The following is a 20,876-nucleotide window of genomic DNA, read 5'->3' as shown; positions in this document are numbered from 1 at the left end:
CTCGGACTGCTGGCGTGGCCCCGCCCTGGACGACGCGCCCCGCCACCCCCGCCGACGTCACACCCATCGCCGAGCTGCGCGCCGCCGTCCTGCGCCCCGACCTGTCACGGCTCGGCCGGTACGACGAGCACCGCGTCCGGCAACGGCTGCGCGACACGTACGACCCGGACCACACCACCATCATCGAGACCGGCGGGGTGTTCGCCGGGTGCGTCGCGGTCCGCCCGGCATCCCCGCCGGCGGGGGAGTGCTGGTGGCTGGAGCACTTCTACCTCGCCACCCACGCCCAGGGCCACGGCATCGGCACCACCGTCCTGCGCGACATCCTGCGCCGCGGCGACGAAGCAGGGACGCCCGTGCGGCTCAACGTGCTGCAGGGCAGTCCCGCCCGGCGCCTGTACGCCCGGCACGGCTTCACCGTCGAAACCGAGGACCCGGTCGACGTCTTCATGCTGCGCCCGCCTACCGCTGGGGCCGGTGCCGCCGCTGCGTCGACAACGGCCTGACCGGGTCCACGTACCGCGGCAGCCGAGGCTCATCCACCCGCAGCTTCACCAGCTCCGCCGTGATCGCGTCGATGATCCGGTCCGTGGCCCGCTGCGCCGCCCCCGGCACCGCCGCGTCCAGATCCGACAGGTCCACCGGCGCCCCGAAATGCACCCGCACCACCGGCCGGCGCAGCAACGACCGCACCAACGTGCGCACCGTCGGCCCGAACCCACCCCACGCCGCGACCTCGTGCGCCCCCCACTGCGCCACCGGCACCACCGGCACCCCCGTGCGCAACGCCACCCGCGCCATCCCCGTCTTGCCCCGCTCCGGCCACATCCCCGGATCCAGCGTGATGCGCCCCTCCGGGTACCCCAGCACATGCGACCCCACCGCCAGCGCCCCGGCCACCACATCCACGGCGTCCCCGACGTCCGCCTGCCGCCGGTTGATCCGGATGTGCCCGGCGGCCCGCATCACCGCCCCCACCACCGGCGCCCGGAACAACCCACCCGTCGCCATCAACCGCGGCGCCAACCGCGCCACCCGACACGCCGCCGTCACCGCCACCGGATCGAACGGCCCGACATGGTTCGCCGCGAACATCACCGGCCCGTCCCGCAACGCCGCCGGCACGTCCCCGGTGACCCGCAACCGCGCCACCGGCATCACCACGATCCTGGCGAGGAACAGCAACACCCGCCACGTCAGCGGCACCCGCCACCGCCCACCACCCACCGCGGCGACGGCCGCTGCACCACCAGTGACCACACCGCCGGCGCCCATGCCGGCGCCCATGCCGGCGCCCATGCCGGCGCCGACCGAGCCGCCGGCCACGGTGTCCCGGCTGACGGCAGCGTTGGCCGCCGCGGCACCGCCGGCCGCGTCTCCGCCGACCTCAGCGCGGGCCACGTCGGCGGTGTTACTGCCGGCCGCCGCGGCACTGCCGGTCGCCTCCGCGGTTGCGTCGGCAGCACCGGCATCGGACCCGGTGGCAGTGCTGGCACCCGCGACGCCGACGGCGTCCACTGATCCAGCGGGGGAGAGGTCCACCCGAACGCCCGGCGCTCCACCATCCGCCACGGGGTCAGCCGCGCCCTGCTCCACGTCCGTCATGCCCCGCCACCGTTGAGTCCGAAATCGACCATGGAACGGTAACGCCGCCACGCGACAACGCAAATCCCTCTGCCGGACCGCCGACACCCGCCGACGACCCGGCACCACACCCGCCCACGGCAAGCGCCCGCCCCGGCGGACGGTGCTCGCCCTCGACCGCGACTCGACTTCCACCCGACCGCCGACCCGACCGCCGACCCGACCGCCGACCCGGCTGACCCGCTCCGTGCCCCGCCCGGCTGCCCTCCGACCGCCCGGCCGCCGGGACACCTTCAGGCAATGCATTCCGGCGCAGTCCGGGAGACGCAGGCCTGCCTCTGCGTCTCCCGGAGGACTCCCCGGCGCCTACTCCGCCTCGCGCAGCTCCGCGAGCCGGGCCTCGATCTCGGCCAGCTCCGCCCGCAGCCGCTCCGCCTGCGACTCCGCCTCGGCCCGGGCCGCGGACACGATCTCCTCGACCGCCTCGTGCACGCCCGGCACGTCGAGCATGCCGACCATCTTCAGCGCCTCGCTGGCCTTGATGACATACGGCTTCGCGAGGGCCTTCGAGCCCTGGTTGGCCGCGACCGTCCACTCGCCGTCGGCATACGCGAGCGTCACCGTCAGCCCGGCCGGCGCCTTCGGCTTCGCCGCGGCCTTCTTCGCCGGCGTCGCCCTCGGCGCGGGCACTCCAGCAGACTCCTTCACCGGCTCCTTCTCCTTGGCATCCGAGATGCTGTCCTTACCGGCGTCCTTCCCAGCCGCCGCCGCGTCCTTCCCAGCCGCCGCCGCGTCCTTCACCGCGCCGGTCGGCGCGTCGGCGGCGGGAGCGGGGGCGGGCTCAGCGGCACCGTCGACCGGCGGGGACACGGCAGGCTGCTCGACGGTGGACGGCGCGGCCACAGAGGTCTCCTCACGAGGGGCTGGAACGGTCGGGGTGCGACGCGCCGGCGCCGCCTTCGGAGCGATCTTCAAGTCGGCGGGGGAGAAGGGCAGCTCGTCACGGCCGAACCGGACGACGACCCACTCCTCGGACAGCTCAGGGTCGGTCAGCTGCACGACCTGGCCGAGCTGCCCGGCGATCTGGCCGGCAGACTCAGTGAACACGACCTTCGGCTTCCGGCCGGCCGCGAGGGTGTCCCGGATCTGCTCCAGCTCCACCGTCGACAAACCCCCGGCCGCGGTCCGCGCGGCAACCATCGCACCCTCCTCAATCGAACATGTGTCGGAATCGTTCTACCAGTCGGGTATGACATTTTCGAACGCGACACACCGTACGACAAGATCGAGTGCTCAGGGCAGCTCGTCGATCTCCGCGTGCGGATCGAGGGTGCGCAGCACCTCCGGGCGGTCCGTGACGATGGCCCAACCGGGTCGGGCCTGCGCGCGGCGTACCACATGAGCTGCGGCGATCAACGCGGGACCGCCGTCGCCGCCGAACAGCGCGCCACTGTCCACGGCGTCCGCGGCGGTCAGGTCGTCCACGACGACCACCGGCAGGCTGAGCAGCACCTTGATCACGTCATAGTCCTTGGGGGAGGTCTGCGCCCACGCCTCGGCCAGCGCCGCCGCCGGCACCGCGAGCACCACACCCTGGTCCACCGCGTGCCACACGATCGCCGAACTGTACGGCGTCCCGGCTACGAACCCCAGGATCGCCGAGCTGTCCAGGATGCGCCCGCCCACCGCGGTCACGACACCGGCCCGGCGGGTGCCACCCCCAGCACCTCACGCGCCCACGCGTGGTGCTCGGGATCCATGCGCACGCCCCGCCGCGCGAACAGCTCGTTCAACGCCAGCAGCGCCCGGTCCCTGGCCAACCGGCCCCGCACCGCCTCGGCGACATACGCCGACACCGACTCCGCGCCACCCGCGTCCACGAACCGCCGCACCGCAGCGGCCTCATCGGCGGGCATCGTCACCGTGACCCGCTCCTTGCGCACCTCACGCATACGCACAGGGTAGCGGCCGCATACGCCGATCACCTAGCGTCGCGTCACCCCTGCGGGGGATATTCGTGCCCACCTGCGAAGATCTGGCACGCCCGTCCGGTTTTCCGTCACTGTTCGTGACGGCGCAACAGCGCAGACGCTCGTTTCCGACGGGTCTGGTCGCCGCGCCGGACCGCCTGCAGGGCCGCCCGAAGCTCGCCGGACAGGGGATAGCCGCGCTCCAGCCAGTCCAGGGCGCACCAGCCCGGCCACGAGTCGAATGCCTCACTGATCGCGTGCCGGACGACGCCGTCCAGCGGCGGCGCGCCGTCGGGCCACTGGCACCGGGCCTCCCGCCAGGGTCTGGCCAGCACGTGCAGCAGCGCGTCCATCCGGTCCTCGACCGGCTCGGCGCGGCGGTGCGGGACACCGACGACCCAGGCACCGTCCGCAGTGCTGCGGCCGAGCCAGTTCCAGCGGTCGCCGAGGTACAGCAGCGGCGTCCACGACCCTGGCGGCGGGTCGTCGTCACGCGGCACCCGCTGCCAGGACGCGGTGAGGTCGGCGCACACGACGACGATGGTGCCGTTGAGGCCGGCGACCTCGTGCCGGCAGCCCTCCGGTGCGGGCAGCAGCTCGTCGAGCCTGATCGGCCCGATGTCGGCCAGGTCGACGCGTGTGACGCCGGTGTACCGCACGACCAGGTCCTCGTCGTGTTTCCACGGGTTGCCGGTGTACCGGATGTCGACGGTGCCGGCGGGCTCGTCGCGCCGCACGGCGCCGACGGTGAGGTCCTTGACGCACCGCAGGCCGGTGAAGTCGTAGTGCGCGGGGTCCGTCGCGAACGCCCGCGCACCCGGCGGCAGCTGCTCGGCGAGCCGTGGCAGGTTGTCGAGGTACGCGTCCGCGTCGAGATCGTCGACGTATCTCACGGGCGGGAGCCTATAACCTGCCGGTCTCGTAGATGGTCGATAATGCACATTATGTCAACCAGCACGGCGGGAAAGTGTCGTACCCCGGCGGTACGTTGCTGGGCATGACGGGGATCGACTACGCCACACCGGGACCGTTCACCGACCTGTCCTCCGTGCCGTCCGATGCGTTGGGTTCGGTGCCGTGCGACGCCGACGGCATCGTCCGGGTGGCGAGCACGCTCATCGTGCACCCGTTCGACACCGCGCGCCTCGAGCTGCCCGAGGCGCGGTTCGCCGACAACCAGCTGCGGCACGCGGCGCAGATCGTCGCCGCGGTGCTGCGCCTGGACGGCGCACCGCTGCACGTGCCCCGCCCGGCGGCACGGCGGGTCGTCGGCACGTGCCGGCACTTCACGGTGCTGACCGTCGCGCTGCTGCGCCTGCACGGCATCCCGGCCAGGGCGAGGTGCGGGTTCGGCACCTATTTCCAGCCCGGGTTCGGCATGGACCACTGGGTCGTCGAGCACCACCGCGACGGCCGCTGGGTGCGCACCGACGCGCAGTTCCTCGGCGGCACGGTCGTGCCGCACCCCGAGGACCTCGCCGACGGGCTGTTCCTGACCGGTGGTGAGGCGTAGACGGCGTGGCGGGAAGGCCGCATCGACGCGACCAGGTTCGGGGTCGCCGGCACCGACAACTTCGGCCCGGCGGAGATCCAGGGCAACGCGGTGCGTGACCTGGCCGCGCTCAACAAGGTGGAGACGCTGCCGTGGGACGAGTGGGGGCGGATGGACGCGGCGTACAAGGGCGAGACCGGCGCCGACTATAACGAGCTGCTGGACCGGGTGGCGGCGGTGACCGGAAGCGACGATCCCGCGGAGGTCGCGCACCTGTACGCCGAGCCGGACTTACGGGTGCCGGAGACGCTGCTGCGGTGAGCCCGCGCCACGCGCCGGTCCAACCGGTGGTCGGCCGCCAGCCGCACGGGCGCCGGGCGGTACGCGCCCGGCGGCGCGTCGCGCTGGATCTGTGGCTCGTCCGCGTGGCTCGTCCGCGTGGCTCGTCCGCGTGGCTCGTCCGCGTGGCTCGTCCGCGTGGCTCGTCCGCGTGGCTCGTCGTTGGGCGGTCGAGTTGTCGAGTTGTCGAGTTGTCGGGCGGGCGTGTCCGGGGAGTCGTAACGCTCTCCCCCGTCCGCCGCTCCCCCGCCCCTGGCTGGGCACCGGCTCGCCGCCATGAAGCCTGTCGATGCATGAGGACGCGCATGGATCAGATCGTCCGGGACGTGATCGACGCGGTGCGGCGGCAGGACTGGGACGTGGTGAAGGCGTTGCTGCATCCGTACCCGCACTGGAGCGAGCCGGGCACCGCGATCCGTGGCCGCCGGAACGTGCTGGCCAGGCTGGCCGCTGGGCCGGTGCCGGGCCCGCCCGACTTCCACGAGCTGCGTGACGGGCAGGTGTACCGGTGGACGTCGAGCTGACTTCCAGCCCGGGCCGGGTCGACACGCATAGACTGCCGGGCATGTCGGACGGGTTGGACGCGCTGCTGGACGGGCAGTTGGCGTACTACAGGGCGCGGGCGCCGGAGTACGACGAGGTGTACGCCGAGCGGGGGTTCCGGCACCTGACCGACCTGGTCGAGCGGCTGCCGGTGAGCGGGGACGTGTTGGAGCTGGCGTGCGGGACCGGGCAGTGGACGGTGCGGCTGGCGCAGCGGGCGACGCACGTGACCGCGGTCGACGGGGCGCCGGAGATGCTGGACATCGCGCGGCGGCGGGTCGAGGCGGCGGGGCTGGTGGCGACGTTCGAGCAGGCGGATCTGTTCGCGTGGCAGCCGCGGCGGCGGTACGACACGGTGTTCTTCGCGTTCTGGTTGTCGCATGTGCCGCCGCAGCGGTTCGCGGCGTTCTGGGCGACGGTGGCGCGGGCGGTGCGGCCGGGTGGGCGGGTGGTGTTCGTGGACACCGACGCGGCGGAGCGCGACACGGAGCGGGTGGTGCCCGGGGACCGGGCGACGGTGCTGCGCACGTTGAAGGACGGCAGTGAGCACGAGATCGTGAAACTGTTCCACGATGCCGGTGGGCTCGCGGCTGAACTGGGGAAACTCGGGTGGACCGCACAGGTGGACCCCGCCGACGGAGGCTTCATCCGGGGTGTTGCTAGGCTCACGGACAGGTCGGCACGGGACTAGGCATCCCGGGTCGGCGCCGGTTCGGTGAGCGTGCTGGAGTCCGACCCATCACGCTCCCACCGAGAAACCTCCCAGGCCCGGGATGCAGGCCGGGAAGCCCGCGCCGGGAAGCCGGGCGACGGGGATACCCCACTCCGAGAAGAGCCCGGACCGCGGGAACGCGGACTGCGGCGCGGAATCAGGTGCCCCGGGAACCGGACAGACCGGCCCCGGGGGCACCCGTCCGCGCGGCGGTGGGATCGCCGCGGTGGCACGGTCACATGCCGACGACCGCCAGCAGCGAATCCGGCAGCGTCCCCGGGTACAGGACGCCGAGCCGCTGGGTGGCTCTCGTCAGGGCCACGTAGAGGTCGTTCGCCCCGCGGGGTGACTCCTCCACGATCCGGTCCGGGTCCACGACGATGACGCCGTCGAACTCGAGGCCCTTGGCCTGTTTGACGGTGAGGACGACCACCTTCGCGGACAGCTCCGGCTCGTCGCCGACGGCGGCGTCCGGCAGGGCCTTCAGCACCGCCGGTACCAGATCCGCGAAGGACCCGGCCGGGAGGATGATGCCGAGCCGGCCGTCACCTGCCTCGGCGGCCTCGGCCAGGGCGGCCTCGGCGAGGGCGTCGGGCAGGCGGGCCGGGGTGACGCCACGGAACCACGGGTCGACGCCGGTGGCCCGCACGGAGCGGGGTGGCTCCAGGTCGGGGTCGATGCCGGCGAGGACGCCGGCGGCGACGGCCATGATCTCGGTGGGGGTGCGGTAGTTGACGGTGAGCTCGCGCAGGCGCCAGCGGCCGGGGACGTACGGGTCGAGGGCGGACGCCCAGGATGCGGCGCCGCCGAGGTCGCCGGTCTGGGCGACGTCGCCGACGACGGTCATGGAGCGCGACGGGCAGCGGCGCATGAGCAGCCGCCACGCCATGGGTGACAGCTCCTGCGCCTCGTCGACGATGACGTGCCCGAACGCCCACTTGCGGTCGGCGGCGGCGCGTTCGGCCGGGGTGAGGGCGGAGCTCTCGTCCTGGCGTTCGGCGAGGCGGTCGGCTTCGAGGAGGTCGGTGACGGACAGCAGCTCGGGGTCGTCCTCGTCCTCGACGTCGATGGAGCGGGAGCCGAACGCGATCTCCAGGGCGCCTTCGGCGTAGGCGATCTGCCGTTTGCGTTGCCGTTCGGCGATGATCTCGCGGATGGTGTCGTCCTCGCCGAGCAGTTCGGCGGCCTCGTCGAGCAGCGGCACGTCGGCGGGGGTCCAGCCGGACCGGGCGGAGCGCTGCAGCTGCAGGGGGGCGCCGGCGGCGGTGAGGCGGGCGGTCGAGGCGAAGAGGCCGGCGACGAGCTGCTGCGGGGTGAGGATGGGCCACAGCCAGTCGAGGGCGCCGAGGACCTCGGCCTCGCCGCGCAGCTCGCGGCGGATCTCGGCGAGGTCGGCCTCCTCGAGGATCTGCGGGTCGCCGGGGGCGTCGTCGCCGCCGAGGGGGTCGTCGGCGTACGGGTCGATGCCGATGGTGTCGGCGACGAGCAGGGACAGCGCGTGGATGATCTCGGTGTCGAAGATGGGTCGGGCGAGGTTGTGCAGCTTGCCGGAGTGGCGGGCGCGGTCGCGGGCGTCGGCGATGACCTCGGGGTCGAGCATGACGGCGGCGCCGTCGAGGATGTCGAGGTGGATGGGGATCGGCTCGTCGGGGACGCGCTGGCGGTCCTGGACGGCGGCGGCGAGGACGTCGACCATGGCGGCGCGGCCCTTGATCTCGGCGATCTCGGCGGGTTCGTCGGTGTGGGCGACGACGCCGGGGAACAGGTCGCCCATGGTGCCGAGCAGAACGCCGGTCTCGGCGAGGGACGGCAGGACCTGGCTGATGTAGCGCAGGAACGTCGGGTTCGGTCCGACGATGAGCACGACCCGGGAGGACAGCATCTGCCGGTGGGTGTAGAGCAGGTACGCGGCGCGGTGCAGCGCGACGGCGGTCTTGCCGGTGCCGGGGCCGCCCTGCACGACGAGGACGCCGTTCAGGTCGGCGCGGATGACGTGGTCCTGTTCGGCCTGGATGGTCTCGACGATGTCCTTCATCCGGCCGGTGCGTGACGCGTTCAGCGCCGACAGCAGGGCGGCTTCGCCGGCGACGCCGTCGTGGGCGCCGCGGCCGGTGTGGTGGGTCTCGTCGAGGTCGAGGACCTCGTCGTCGATGCCGGTGACGGTGCGCCGGTCGGTGCGGATGTGGCGGCGGCGGCGCACGCCCTCGGGGGCGGCGGCGGTGGCCAGGTAGAACGGGCGGGACGCGGGGGCGCGCCAGTCGATGAGCAGTGGCTCGTAGTCGTTGTCCTCGTCGAAGATGCCGATCCGGCCGATGTAGCGGACTTCCCCGCGGGAGCCGTTGTCGGGTTGGAAGTCGAGCCGGCCGAAGCACAGCCCGTGCTCCACGGCGCTGTACTGGCCGACCCGGTCGGTGTAGAGGGTGGTCTCGGAGTCGCGGTGGGAACGGTCGGCGGGGGTGCCCCCGGTGAAGCGCTGCGCCCGTTGCAGGTGCGCGGACGCGTCCTCCCGCAGTCTGTCGAGGTGCCCGTACAGCATCGTGAGATGCGCTTGCTCAGTTGCGAGCTCGGATGCGTCGGATGCGTTTGACAACCCGTCTCCAGTCGGCTAACATTTCCATCAGTCAGGCGCCCGAGGGCGCCTTTTTTGATGCCGGAACGCTCTAGTTTAGCGCCTACCGGGACAGCCGCCGGTACTGCCTGACGGACAGCGGCATGAACACGGCGGTGAGGATGGCCGGCCACAGCAGGGCGGGCCAGGTCGCGCCGCCGCCGGGGTTGCCGAAGAGGGCCCGGGTCGCGTCCGCGGTGGCCGACAGCGGGTTCCAGTGGGCCAGCGCGCCGAGCCAGGTGGGCATGTCCTGTGGTGCGGCGAGGGCGCTGGACAGGAACGCGACGGGCCAGACGAGGATCTGCACGGCGACGAGCAGGTGCGGGTTGCCGCTGAGCAGGCCGAGCCAGATGCCGATCCACAGTACGGCGAAGCGCAACCACAGCAGCAGCGCGACGGCGGTGAGCGCGGCGGCGGGGCCGTCGTGGAAGCGCCAGCCGACGGCGAGCCCGCAGCCGAGCATGACGAGCAGGCCGAGCGCGGAGGTGAGCAGGTCGGCGACGGCGCGGCCGGTGACCTGCGCGGAGGCGGCCATCGGCAGGGACCGGAACCGGTCGGTGACGCCGCGGCCGGTGTCGGTGGCGATCGCGGCGAACGTCGACTCGACGCCGAAGAGCATGGTCATGGCGTACATGCCGGGCAGCAGGTACTCGCGGTAGTCGCCGCCGGTGACCTGCATGCCGCCGCCGAGGACGTACGCGAACATGAGCACGAGCAGGACCGGGAACAGCAGGGTGAGGGCGAGCTGGCCGGGAGCGCGGCGCAGGTGGGCCAGCTCGCGGCCGGTCATGACCCACCCGTCATGCATGACCCAGCTCATGCCGTCACCTCCGCTGCGCTGCGGGCCGCTCATGCCGTCACCTCCGCTGCGCTCCGGCGCCGGCCTGAGCTCCACCCTGAGCTGCTGATTCGCAGCCCTCCGCTGCGCTGCGGGCCGCTCATGCCGCCACCAGGTGCAGGAACGCCTCGTCGAGGGTGGGGCGGCGCACGGTGATGTCGGCGACGTCGGGCAGGGTGGCGGCGAGGGTGAGGGCGGCGACCCGGTCGTGGACGGCGACGCTGACCTTGCGGCCGTCGACGGTGACGGGGCCGAGAGTGCCGAGGCGGGCCGCGGCGGTGGCGGGGTCGCCGGTGGTGAGCACGTCGAGCCGGTCGGGGCCCTTGAGCTCGGCGGGGGTGCCGGCGGCGATGACCCGGCCGTGGTGCATGACGCTGACGTGGTCGGCGAGCTGGTCGGCCTCGTCGAGGTACTGGGTGGTGAGCAGCACCGTGGTGCCGCCGGCGGCGAGGTGGCGCACGGCGGTCCACACCTCGGCGCGGGCGTGCGGGTCGAGGCCGGTGGTCGGCTCGTCGAGGAACAGCACGCGCGGGGTGAGGATCATGCCGGCGGCGAGGTCGAGGCGGCGGCGCGTCCCGCCGGAGAACCGGCCGGCCGGCTTCTCCCCCACGTCGGTGAGGCCGAACTGCTCGAGCAGCGCGTCGGCGCGGCGGCGTGCGGCGCGGTGGCCGAGGTGGCTGAGCCGGCCGAACATGACGAGGTTCTGCCGGGCGCTGAGCAGCTCGTCGACGGCGGCGTGCTGGCCGACGAGGCCGATCGCGGCGCGGACCCGCTCGGGGTGACGGTGCACGTCGTGGCCGGCGACGGTGGCGGTGCCGCTGTCCAGGTGCACGAGGGTGGCGAGGATCCGTACGAGGGTGGTCTTGCCGGCGCCGTTGGGGCCGAGCAGCCCGTGCACGGTGCCGGCGGCGACGGTGAGGTCGAGGCCGTCGAGGGCGGCGCTGCCGCCGTAGCGTTTGCGGAGGTCCCGGGCGTCAATCACGTTCTACAGTGTAGAGAGTTTCGCCGGATCGTGCCACCGCGCCCGGGTCCCGCACCGGACCCGCCGCCGCCGGTGCGGCCCGCGGGCCGCGCGGGCGGCGTGCGGCGGGCGCTGGCCACCGGGAAGCCGGATGCGTACGGTGGCCGCGTGACATGGGTGCGTCGGTGGGCAACCGATCTGGCCGTCGCCGCCGCGGTGCTGGCCGTCGCCGAGATCGCCATCAGCACCGGGCGGGAGCCGCACGCCGTCGCCCGGGACTGGCTGGCGTACACGCTCGGCGCCGCGATGGCCGGGCCGCTGCTGGCACGGCGGCGGTTCCCGCTGGCCACCCTGTATGTCGTCGCCGCGGTCCTGTTGGTGTACTACGCGCTGGGCTACCCCGGGTTCCCGCCGTCGCTCGTGCTCGTGGCCCCGCTGTACGGCGTCCTGCTGGCCGGCGGTCTGTGGTGGGCGCTGCCGGTGCCGGTGGCATTCCTGTCCATCGGGTTCGCGGTGTCGGTCCGCGACGGGCTGCGGCCCCTCGAAGCGGTCGCGGTGTTCCTGCCGCAGGTCGCGGTCGTCGCGGTCGCGATGCTGCTGGGCGCGCTGGTGCGCAGCCGGCGGGCGTACGCCGCGGAGGTGCGGCGGCGCCTGCGACTCGCCGAGGACGAGCGCCGGCACGAGACCGAACGCCGCGTCACCGAGGAACGGCTGCGCATCGCCCGGGAGCTGCACGACACGGTGGCCCACGCGATCGCCACCATCACCGTGCAGTCGGGGGCCGCGCTGCACCTGCTGGACCGGGAGCCGCACCGGGTCCGTGAGACGCTCACCGCCATCCGGCAGACCGGCAAAGCCGCGCTCGGGGAGATGCGCTCGACCCTGGACCTGCTGCGCAGTGACGGCGCGCCACCGGGCGACGCCGCCGGCCCGGGCCTCGACCGGGTCCCGGACCTGCTGGAGGCCGTCCGTGCGGCCGGGCTGGACGTCACCTTCGACAGCGAGCCGGCCGTCGCCGCACCGGCCGGACAGGTCGACCGGGCGGCGTACCGCATCCTGCAGGAGTCGTTGACGAACGTGCTGCGCCATGCCGGACCGTCCGCACGCGCCCGTGCCCGCCTCGCCTGGGGACCGGACCGGCTCATCGCCGAGGTGACCGACGACGGCGCCGGCGTCGACGGCCGCGCGAGCACCGGCGGTCACGGCCTGACGGGCATGCGGGAGCGGGTCGAGCGGCTCGGTGGGCAGTTCGAGGCCGGCCCCGGGGCAGGCGGCGGGTTCCGTGTCCGGGCCAGCCTGCCCCTGCACCCGGCGGGGCCCGCCGCGGACCACGGGGCGCCGGCGTGATCCGGGTCCTGCTCGCCGACGACCAGGCCCTGGTGCGGGCGGGCTTCCGGGTGCTGCTGGACAGCGCGGCCGACATCGAGGTCGTCGGCGAGGCCGCCAACGGCGGCCAGGCGATCGCGCTGACCCGCAGCCTGCTGCCCGACGTCGTGCTCATGGACCTGCGGATGCCCGAGGTCGACGGCGTGACGGCGACCCGACGGATCACCGACGACCCGTACCTGTCCGCGGTCCGGGTGGTCGCGCTCACCACGTTCGCCGAGGAGGAGCACGTCTTCGCGGCGCTGCGCTCGGGCGCGAGCGGGTTCCTCGTCAAGGACATCGAACCCGACGAGCTGCTGCAGGCGGTCCGCGTGATCGCGCGTGGCGACGCGCTGCTGTCACCGGCGGTCACCCGCATGGTGATCGCCCGCTCCGCGGGGGTGCCGCACGGGCCGGCCGGGCCGCGGCCGGAGCCGCCGGAGCTGGCGTTGCTGACCGTCCGGGAGAAGGAGGTGGTCCGGCTGGTCGCCGAGGGCCTGTCCAACGACGACATCGCGGGGCATCTGGTGCTGAGCCCGCTGACCGCCAAGACCCACGTGTCCCGGGCGATGGTCAAGCTCGGCGCCCGCGACCGCGCCCAGCTGGTCGTCTTCGCGTACCAGAGCGGGCTGATGACACCGGACAGGTACTCCCCCGGGAGTACGGCGCCGCGGTAGCGGCACCCCCGCGGTGTCTTCCCACGGCGGACGCCCCGACCCGCCGGCGCAGCGAGCATCATCGGCATGGCTCACTTCTCGCACCTGCGGACCGGCGGCATCTGCGTCGTCCTCGGCGCCGTCGCGTTCACCACGGCCCGCCTCCTGCACGGCGACACCCCGGCCGCCCACGCCGAGGCCGCGCTGCATTTCGTCGCTTCCCGTCCCTCGTACGCGGCGGTCCACCTGGTGGCCGTATTCGCCGCCGTACTGACCCTGGCCGGGCTGGTCGCCCTGGTGCGTTCCCTGACCCGGCCGTCCGCGGCGCTGCTGGGGCGTGCCGGGCTGGCGAGCTCGATGGTCGGGCTGGCCGTGTTCGCCGTGGAGAGCACCAGCGAAGGTCTGGCCCTGCCGGAGCTGTCCGCCGCCGCCGAGCACGCCACCCCGGAGGAGCGCGCCGACCTGATCGGCGCCGCGCACGCGGTGGCCGCGGCTACCCACGGCCCGTCGCTGATCGCGATGGCGCTGCTGTACGGGATCGGCCTGGCCCTGATCGGGGCGGCCCTGGTCCTGCACGACGCGCCGGCGTGGCTCGGCTGGGCCGGCGTAGCCGTCGGGACCGTCACGCTGCTCGCCGCGAGCGGCCTGTTCCTGTCGCCGTCGCTGTTCCCGGGTGCCTTGCTGTACGGCATCCTCGGCTCCGTGCTGGCGCAGCTGTGGCTGCTGGCGGCCGGGCTCACGATGCTGCGCCGGGCGTGGGCCGACCGCTCGTAGCGGGCCGGTCCTGCGGTGCGGACCCGGGGCCCGGGGCGGTCGAGCTGACGACCGGCGACGCTGCGAGCGCACCGGGCGCAGGGGCTTGGTCGGCGGCCTGGAATCGGCCGCCGGCGGTGTGTGCGGCCGCCGGTGGCCGCAGGATCAGCGCGGCGACCGCGATCGACGCCACCAGCAGCGCCGCGCTGACCGTGAACGCCAGCCGGTACCCGGCCGTCAACGCCACCGCCTCCGGCGCCCCGTCCGCGAGCCGCCCGGCGGTGCGGGCCGCCGCGACCGTCGACAGCGCGGCGACGCCGAGGGCCATGCCGAGCTGCTGCGTGGTGTTGAACAGCCCCGAGGCCAGTCCGGCGTCGTCGGCGCGGGCGCCGGACATGCCCAGGCCGGTGATCGCGGGCAGGGCGAGGCCGCCGCCGGCGATGAGCAGCATGACCGGCAGCAGGTCGGGGACGAAGCGGGCGTCGGCGGGCAGCCGGGTGAGCCACGCCATCGCCAGCACCAGCAGCGCCAGCCCGACGATGAGCGCCGCCCGTTCGCCGGCACGGGCGATCACGCGGGCCGACACGAGCAGCGACACCACCGCGATCGCCAGGGCGGCGGGCAGCATCGCCAGGCCGGTCTGCAGGGCGGTGTAGTGCAGGACGCGCTGCATGTACAGGGCGACCAGGATCTGGAATGAGAACATCGCGCCGATCATCAGGATCTGCAGGACGTTGGCGCCGGCGACCTGCCGGGAGCGCAGCACCCGCAGCGGCATCAGCGGGGTGCGGGCGGTGGTCTGCCGGGCGACGAACCCGGCCAGCAGCAGCACCGCGGCGACGGAGAACAGCAGCCGGCCGGCGGGCTGGACGACGGCGGCGATGCCGGTCATCAGCCCGGTGGTGACGAGGACCGCGCCGAGGACGTCGGCGCCGGCGCGCAGGCCGAGGCCGCGGTCGGCGGGCACGAACGGCACGGTCAGGGCGAGCGCGGCGACCCCGATCGGCACGTTGATCAGGAAGATCCAGTGCCAGCTGAGCAGGTCGGTGAGCACACCGCCGAGGACCTGGCCGATGGAGGCGCCGGCGGCGCCGGTGAACGCGAAGACCCCGAACGCCTTCGCCCGCTCGGCCGGGGCGGGGAACAGGGTGACGATGATGCCGAGGCTGACGGCGCTGGACATGGCGCTGCCGGCGCCCTGCAGGAAGCGGGCCGCGATGAGCGTCCCCGGGCCGGTCGCGAGGCCGGCGAGGGCGGAGGCGAGCACGAACACGGCGGTGCCGGCCAGCAGCATGCGGCGGCGGCCGAGCAGGTCACCGAGGCGCCCGGCGAGCAGCAGCAGGCTGCCGAACGCGATGAGGTACGCGTTGACGACCCAGGTCAGCCCGGCCGGGCTGAGGCCGAGGTCGGCCTGCATGACGGGCATGGCGACGGTGACGATGCTGCCGTCCAGGACGGTCATGAGCATGCCGGCGGCAAGGACGGCCAGGGCCGCCCCACGGTTGGTGTGCATGGTCCGACCGTAACAGATAGTCCGCTACGAAACCATCTCTTACGGGCTCACTGGCGGGCGCGGCGCACCCCGGGTGCCTCCACGGGCGTGGCGCAGTGCCCGGTCGCGAGCCGGTGCAGCGCTCGTACCAGCACCTCACGCTCGTCCGCGGGCAGCGAGCCGAGGGCGGCGGCGTGCACGCCGTCGGCGATCTCCTGGCTGCGCTCGGCGATGCGCGCCCCTTCGGGCGTCACCGCGATGATCCGGGCCCGGCGGTCGGTGCTGGACGGGCGGCGCTGCGCGTACCCGGCCTTCTCCAGCGCGTCCACGGTGACCACCATCGTGGTCTTGTCCATGCCGCCGATCTCGGCCAGCTGGATCTGCGTGCGCTCCGCGCCGACGGCGTGCACGAGCACGCAGTGCATCCGGGGGGTCAGGCCGATCTCGGCCAGCGCCGCGGCCATCTGCGTGCGCAGGACATGGCTGGTGTGGTCGAGCAGGAACGACAGGTCGGGCTCCGCCCGGGTCGGTGCGGTCATACCTCCGAGCGTAGCAATACGACTGCCGGCGGATGATCTGCCAACAAACTGTTTGTGCCCCTCCGGATGTCGGTCAGGTGAGGGCGTGCCGAGCCCGGTACGTCCACCGGTGCGGCCAGCCGCGCCGGCCGAGCAGCCGCAGGACGGTGCCGATGAGCACCGCCCAGGCGCCCAGGACCGCGAGGGTCCGCACCGGCCCGCCGGTGACCGGCAGCGCCGCCGCCGCGGCGGACACGGTGACCGGCGTGGACAGCAGCCGCAGCGTGTTGTCGGCGGCGAGCCCGGCGGCCAGCAGCGTGTGCCCGCCGCGGTCCAGCCCGGCGGGGACGACGACCAGCAGCGCGAACGTGCCGTCGGCGGCCGCGTACGTGGTGCCGAGCCGCTGCGGTGCGGAGTACATGACCACCTGCACGGCGCTGCCGGGTTTGAAGCCGCCCCCGTGCACCGTCACCGCCGCCCCGCCGACCGTGGCGCCACCCGCGGTGCTGCCCAGCCCGCCGGCGGCCGGTGGTGCGGCGGGGACGGTGACCGGCGGCGGGTCCCGCAGCACGGTGAGGGTGGCGGTGACGTCGGGCGCGGCCGCGAACCGGTGGTCGCCGTCCTGGTGCGCGACCAGCACGCACGCCCCGGCGGCCAGCGGCGTCACGGTGGCGCCGGCGACGGTGCACGCGTCACCGCCGGTGGTGTACGTGACGGGCAGCCCGGACGTGGCGGTCGCGGTGAGCGTGACCGTGCCGTCGGAGACCGCCGCCGCGGGCGGGGCCGGAAATGCGACGGTCTGCGCGGCGGGCGCGATCCGCACGGTCCGGCCGGCCCGGGGTGCGGGTGCCCACTGGTCGTTGCCGGGCTGGTCGGCGCGCACGATGCAGGCACCGGCGGCGACCGGCGTCACGGTGGTCCCGGCGACGGTGCACACGTGCGGGCTGCCGCTGCTGAGCACGACCGGCAGGTACGACGACGCGGTCGCCGCGACGGTGAACGGACCGTCCAGGACGTTCCGGGCGGGCGGCTGCGTGACGGTGATCCGTTGCGCGCCGCGGGTGACGGTGAACGTGTGCCGCACCGGCGGTGCCGCGGCGTGCCCCGCGTCGCCGGGCTGCGCCGCGGTGACCGTGCACCGGCCGGGGGTGCGCAGCGTGACGACGGCGCCCCGCGCGGTGCACACGTCGCGGGGTGCCGCGCTGAACCGGACCGGCAGCCCGGACGTGGCGGCCGCCCTGAGCGTTACGGTGCCGTCGGTGAGCCGGGTGTCGGGGACCGGTGCGAGCGTGACGGTCTGCGCGTCGCCGGTGACGGTGAACGTGGCGGTGGCGCGGGCGGCCGGCTCCCACGCCGCGTCGCCGGGCTGGTCGGCGTGCACGGTGCAGGTGCCGGCCCGCACGAGGGTGACGACGGCCCCGGCGACGGTGCACACCGCCGGGGTCGCGGCGGCGTAGGTGACCGGCAGCCCGGACGTGGCGGCCGCGGCGAGGGTGAGCGTGCCCGCGCCGGCCGCGGTCGGCGGCGGCGCCGGGAACGTGACCTGCTGCGCGCCCCGGCCGACGGTGAACCGGACCTCGACGTCCGGTGCCGCGGTCCAGTTCGCGGTCGCCGGGCGGGTCGCGCGCAGCACGCAGGTGCCGACGGCGTGCAGGGTGACGGTGCCGCCGGCGACGGTGCACACGGCCGGGGCGGCGCCGGCGACGGTGACCGGCAGTCCCGAGTTCGCGGCCGGCGCGATCGTGACGGTCCCGGCGGCGACGGCGGCCGGCCCGGGCACCGGGAACGTGATGTGCTGCCGGCCCCGGCCCACGGCGAACGCGCGCACGACCCGCGCCGCCGGCGAGTACCGGGCGTTGCCGGGCTGGTCGGCGCGCAGCACGCAGGTGCCGGCGCCGACGAGCGTCACCAGGTGCCGCCGCACGGTGCACACGTGCCGGTCGGCGCTGGTCACCGCGACCGGCAGCCCTGACGTGGCGGTCGCCGCGACGCGCACCGTACGGGTGGCCAGGGACGCGTCGTCGGGGCGGGTGAACGTGACCGCCTGCCCGGACCGGGCGACGTCGAAGGAGTCCTCGGCGTGGGGCGCGGGCGCGTACTCGTCGTCGCCGGGCTGCCCGGCGCGCACGGTACAGGTGCCGCCGCCGACGAGGGTGACGGTGCCGCCGCGGACCGTGCAGGTGCGGGGGGTGCCGCTGGTGTAGGCGACGGGCAGCCCGGAGCTGGCCGTCGCCGACACGCGGACGGTCCCGGCGGTGACCGGCGTGTCGGGGGTGCGGGCCCAGGTGATGCGCTGGGCGCGGCCGAGGACGGCGAAGGTGGTGCTGGCCGGTTCGGCGGCGGCGAAGGACGCGTTGCCGGGCTGGGTGCCGCGGATCGTGCAGCGGCCCTGCCGGTGCAGGGTGACCACGTCGCCGTCGACGGTGCAGACGTCGGTGCTGCTGCTCGTGTACCGCACGGGCAGGCCCGACGACGCGACCGCCGCGACGGAGACGGTACCGGCGGCCAGCGGCGTGTCGGGTACGTCGGTCCAGGTGACGTACTGGTCAGCGAGGCCGGGGTCGGCGGACGCGGCGACCGGCATCGACACCGTCGCGCCGATCGCGGTCAGCAGCGCCGCCGCCAGCGCCGCGCCGGTCCGGATCGGCCCATGTCGCAGTCGCACGCCGAGCGCCGCCATCACGGTCTCCCCCGTCCGTCTCCGATGCGGGGCGGCCGGCTGACCTGCCGCCCCGCAGTCGAAGACCGTAACGTAGAGTGATCGTGACGCTCCGCCGATTCAGGAGGACTGCTCCTGAAGCCCGGGCCTAGCTGAACTGCTCGCCCCGCTCCGCCTTGGCCAGCAGCAGCGCCGGCGGCTCGAAGCGGCTGCCGTAGCGGGCGGCAAGCTCGCGGCTGCGGGCGACGAAGCCCGGCAGGCCGCCCTGGTACTGGTTGACGTACTGCAGCACGCCGCCGGTCCAGCCGGGGAACCCGATGCCGAGGATCGAACCGACGTTGGCGTCCGCGACGCTGGTCAGCACCCCCTCGTCGAGGCACTTCACCGATTCGAGGGCCTCGGCGAACAGCATCCGCTCCTGCATGTCCACGAACGGCACGTCGACGTCGGGCTTCGCGAAGTGCTCGCGCAGCCCCGGCCACAACCGGTCGCGTTTGCCGTCGGTGTACTCGTAGAAGCCGGCGCCGCCGGAGCGTCCCGGCCGGCCGAACTCGTCGATCATCCGGTCGATGAGCGCGTCGGCGGGGGTCGGGGTCCACGCGTCGCCGTACGCCAGCCGGATCTTGCGGAGCAGGGTCAGGGTCAGCTCGTCCATCAGGGCGAGGACCGCGGCGGGGTACCCGGCCTGCAGGCTGGCCTGCTCGATCGACGGCGCGGCGACGCCCTCGGCGAGCATGAGCAGGCCCTCGCCGGTGAACGTGCCGATGACCCGGCTGGTGAAGAACCCGCGGCTGTCGTTCACCACGATCGGGGTCTTCTTCAGCTGCCGCACCACGCCCAGCGCCCGGTCCAGCGCCGCGTCGGACGTGGCCGCGCCCTTGATCACCTCGACGAGGGGCATCTTGTCCACGGGCGAGAAGAAGTGCAGCCCGACGAAGTCCTGCTGGCGGGTCACGCCGTCGGCGAGCAACGAGATCGGCAGCGTGGAGGTGTTGGAGCACAGCAGCGCGTCCGGGGCGACGACGTCCTGGATCTCGGCGAACACCTTGTGCTTGAGCGCCGGGTCCTCGAACACCGCCTCGATGACCAGGTCGCAGCCGGCGAGGTCGGCCGGGTCGGCGGTCGGGGTGATCCGGGCGAGGATCTCCTCCGCCGGCAGGAACGGCTTCTTGGCCAGCACCTTCACCGAGTACTGCTTGCCGCGTTCGGCGGCCTCGACCGTGACGTCCTTGAGCAGCACCCGCATGCCGGCCTTCGCGCACACGTACGCGATCGCCGCGCCCATCATCCCGGCGCCGAGCACGGCGACCTTCGTGAACGGTGCCGCGTTCGTGCCGCGCGCGTTGGCCTGCTGCAGGTCGAAGAAGAACGCCTTGATCATGTTCTTGGCGATCTGCCCGGTGGCCAGCTCGGCGAAGTAGCGGCCCTCGATCGCGAACGCGGTGTCGAGGTCGACCTGGGTGCCTTCGACGGCGGCGGCGAGGATGTTGCGCGGCGCCGGGTACGGGGCGCCCTTGAGCTCCTTGCGCAGCGTCGCCGGGAACGCGGGCAGGTTCGCCGCGAACGACGCCTGCGCGGGGGTGCCGCCGGGGATCCGGTAGCCCTTGACGTCGTACGGCTGCACGGCGGTGGGGTTCGCCGCGATCCACGCCTTCGCCCGGGCCAGCAGCTCGTCGCGGGGTGCCAGCTCGTGGACGAGGCCGTGTTCGAGGGCGGCGGCCGGGCGGTGCCGCTGGCCGCGCAGCAGCACGGTGAGCAGCGCCTGGGCGACGCCGAGCAGCCGCACGGTGCGTACGACCCCGCCGGCGCCGGGCAGCAGCCCGAGCGTCACCTCGGGGAAGCCGATCTCGATGCGGCCGTCGTCGGCGGCGATGCGGTGATGGCAGGCGAGCGCGATCTCCAGGCCGCCGCCGAGCGCGGAGCCGTTGATCGCGGCGACGACCGGCCGGCCGAGGGTCTCCAGCCGGCGCAGCAGGCCTTTGAGGTGCATCGATGAGGCGTAGACGTCGGCGGCCTGGTCGGGGCCGAGGCTGCCGAGCCGGTCCAGGTCACCGCCGGCGAAGAACGTCTTCTTCGCCGAGGTGACGATGACGCCGGTGATGTCGTCGCGTTCGGCGGTGAGCCGGTCCAGGACGGTTTCGAGGTCGGCGACGAACGCGGCGTTCATCGTGTTCGCGGAGCGGGCCGGGTCGTCGATGGTGAGCACGACGACGCCGTCGGCGTCACGGTCCCAGCGGATCGTGTCGGTCATGTGATTCCCTGTGCCCTTCAGATCCGCTCGATGATGGTCGCGATGCCCATGCCGCCGCCGATGCACAGCGTGGCGAGGCCGTAGCGTTGGCCGCGGCGTTCGAGCTCGTCGATGAGGGTGCCGAGCAGCATGCCA

Annotated in this window: 21 protein-coding genes; 8 read left to right on the top strand and 13 right to left on the bottom strand. The window is 74.1% G+C overall.

Going from position 1 to position 20,876, the window contains the following annotated elements; genetic code table 11:
- Nucleotides 1–14 precede the first annotated feature (14 nt).
- The gene (locus tag OP18_RS03775) at nt 15–506 is read left to right on the top strand and encodes a GNAT family N-acetyltransferase (RefSeq protein WP_033357309.1); all 492 of its coding nucleotides are present in this window, start codon (nt 15–17) and stop codon (nt 504–506) included.
- On the opposite strand, the gene OP18_RS03770 is transcribed toward OP18_RS03775, so the two are convergent.
- From OP18_RS03770 to OP18_RS59480, 5 genes are all read right to left on the bottom strand, one after another.
- Entirely contained in the window at nt 463–1,275 is an 813-nt protein-coding gene (locus OP18_RS03770; protein ID WP_081970360.1) for a lysophospholipid acyltransferase family protein, read from the bottom strand. The genes OP18_RS03775 and OP18_RS03770 overlap by 44 nt on opposite strands.
- Nucleotides 1,276–1,950: 675 nt before the next feature.
- Nucleotides 1,951–2,784 carry a hypothetical protein gene (locus tag OP18_RS03765; protein ID WP_033357308.1) on the bottom strand — a complete coding sequence of 278 codons (834 nt, stop codon included), beginning with the start codon at nt 2,782–2,784 and terminating at the stop codon, nt 1,951–1,953.
- Between the two features lie 93 nt (nt 2,785–2,877).
- Entirely contained in the window at nt 2,878–3,270 is a 393-nt protein-coding gene (locus OP18_RS03760) for a hypothetical protein (RefSeq protein WP_033357454.1), read from the bottom strand.
- 5 nt (nt 3,271–3,275) lie between these two features.
- Nucleotides 3,276–3,536 carry a ribbon-helix-helix domain-containing protein gene (locus tag OP18_RS03755; RefSeq protein ID WP_033357307.1) on the bottom strand — a complete coding sequence of 87 codons (261 nt, stop codon included), beginning with the start codon at nt 3,534–3,536 and terminating at the stop codon, nt 3,276–3,278.
- Between the two features lie 107 nt (nt 3,537–3,643).
- Complete coding sequence (locus OP18_RS59480; RefSeq protein WP_052386192.1) at nt 3,644–4,447, bottom strand: hypothetical protein; 804 nt, start codon at nt 4,445–4,447, stop codon at nt 3,644–3,646.
- A gap of 104 nt (nt 4,448–4,551) precedes the next feature.
- Here OP18_RS59480 and OP18_RS59475 point away from each other — a divergent pair, with 104 nt between their 5' ends.
- From OP18_RS59475 to OP18_RS03735, 4 genes are all read left to right on the top strand, one after another.
- Nucleotides 4,552–5,067, top strand: a complete 516-nt coding sequence (locus tag OP18_RS59475; protein WP_211273438.1) for a transglutaminase-like domain-containing protein — start codon at nt 4,552–4,554, stop codon at nt 5,065–5,067.
- 90 nt (nt 5,068–5,157) lie between these two features.
- Entirely contained in the window at nt 5,158–5,367 is a 210-nt protein-coding gene (locus OP18_RS59470; protein WP_211273437.1) for a hypothetical protein, read from the top strand.
- A gap of 323 nt (nt 5,368–5,690) precedes the next feature.
- A complete protein-coding gene (locus OP18_RS03740) occupies nt 5,691–5,909 on the top strand; it encodes a nuclear transport factor 2 family protein (RefSeq protein ID WP_033357306.1) in 219 nt (72 codons plus the stop codon).
- A 41-nt stretch (nt 5,910–5,950) separates the two neighbouring features.
- A complete protein-coding gene (locus OP18_RS03735; protein ID WP_033357452.1) occupies nt 5,951–6,619 on the top strand; it encodes a class I SAM-dependent methyltransferase in 669 nt (222 codons plus the stop codon).
- Nucleotides 6,620–6,875: 256 nt separating this feature from the next.
- Here OP18_RS03735 and OP18_RS03730 read toward each other — a convergent pair whose 3' ends face one another.
- The 3 genes from OP18_RS03730 to OP18_RS03720 all read right to left on the bottom strand — a co-directional run bounded on the left by OP18_RS03730 (nt 6,876) and on the right by OP18_RS03720 (nt 11,068).
- Nucleotides 6,876–9,176, bottom strand: a complete 2,301-nt coding sequence (locus OP18_RS03730; RefSeq protein ID WP_081970313.1) for a HelD family protein — start codon at nt 9,174–9,176, stop codon at nt 6,876–6,878.
- Between the two features lie 136 nt (nt 9,177–9,312).
- Complete coding sequence (locus OP18_RS03725) at nt 9,313–10,101, bottom strand: ABC transporter permease (protein ID WP_033357305.1); 789 nt, start codon at nt 10,099–10,101, stop codon at nt 9,313–9,315.
- A gap of 85 nt (nt 10,102–10,186) precedes the next feature.
- On the bottom strand, nt 10,187–11,068 hold the full coding sequence (locus OP18_RS03720) for an ABC transporter ATP-binding protein (RefSeq protein WP_033357304.1): 882 nt from the start codon (nt 11,066–11,068) through the stop codon (nt 10,187–10,189).
- 147 nt (nt 11,069–11,215) lie between these two features.
- On the opposite strand from OP18_RS03720, the gene OP18_RS03715 reads away from it, so the two are divergent.
- The 3 genes from OP18_RS03715 (at nt 11,216) to OP18_RS03705 (ending at nt 13,842) form a co-directional block, all read left to right on the top strand.
- Nucleotides 11,216–12,394, top strand: coding sequence for a sensor histidine kinase (locus OP18_RS03715; RefSeq protein ID WP_156089276.1), 1,179 nt, complete (start codon nt 11,216–11,218; stop codon nt 12,392–12,394).
- A complete protein-coding gene (locus OP18_RS03710; RefSeq protein WP_033357303.1) occupies nt 12,391–13,089 on the top strand; it encodes a response regulator in 699 nt (232 codons plus the stop codon). The genes OP18_RS03715 and OP18_RS03710 overlap by 4 nt, the downstream gene beginning before the upstream one ends.
- Before the next feature lie 66 nt (nt 13,090–13,155).
- Nucleotides 13,156–13,842 carry a DUF4386 family protein gene (locus OP18_RS03705; RefSeq protein ID WP_033357302.1) on the top strand — a complete coding sequence of 229 codons (687 nt, stop codon included), beginning with the start codon at nt 13,156–13,158 and terminating at the stop codon, nt 13,840–13,842.
- On the opposite strand, the gene OP18_RS03700 is transcribed toward OP18_RS03705, so the two are convergent.
- The 5 genes from OP18_RS03700 to OP18_RS54755 form a co-directional block, all read right to left on the bottom strand.
- Nucleotides 13,805–15,334 carry an MFS transporter gene (locus tag OP18_RS03700; protein WP_063745425.1) on the bottom strand — a complete coding sequence of 510 codons (1,530 nt, stop codon included), beginning with the start codon at nt 15,332–15,334 and terminating at the stop codon, nt 13,805–13,807. The genes OP18_RS03705 and OP18_RS03700 overlap by 38 nt on opposite strands.
- Before the next feature lie 47 nt (nt 15,335–15,381).
- A complete protein-coding gene (locus OP18_RS03695; protein WP_033357301.1) occupies nt 15,382–15,852 on the bottom strand; it encodes a MarR family winged helix-turn-helix transcriptional regulator in 471 nt (156 codons plus the stop codon).
- A 73-nt stretch (nt 15,853–15,925) separates the two neighbouring features.
- Entirely contained in the window at nt 15,926–18,511 is a 2,586-nt protein-coding gene (locus OP18_RS03690; protein WP_033357300.1) for a hypothetical protein, read from the bottom strand.
- Between the two features lie 127 nt (nt 18,512–18,638).
- Nucleotides 18,639–20,741 (bottom strand): 3-hydroxyacyl-CoA dehydrogenase NAD-binding domain-containing protein, encoded by a 2,103-nt coding sequence (locus tag OP18_RS03685; RefSeq protein WP_033357299.1) that lies wholly within the window; start codon nt 20,739–20,741, stop codon nt 18,639–18,641.
- A gap of 17 nt (nt 20,742–20,758) precedes the next feature.
- Nucleotides 20,759–20,872, bottom strand: a complete 114-nt coding sequence (locus OP18_RS54755) for a hypothetical protein (protein ID WP_245635256.1) — start codon at nt 20,870–20,872, stop codon at nt 20,759–20,761.
- Between the last annotated feature and the right edge of the window lie 4 nt (nt 20,873–20,876).

Source organism: Dactylosporangium aurantiacum (genome assembly GCF_000716715.1).
Classification (GTDB): Bacteria; Actinomycetota; Actinomycetes; order Mycobacteriales; family Micromonosporaceae; genus Dactylosporangium; species Dactylosporangium aurantiacum.
This window is presented reverse-complemented; position numbering and strand designations above follow the sequence as displayed.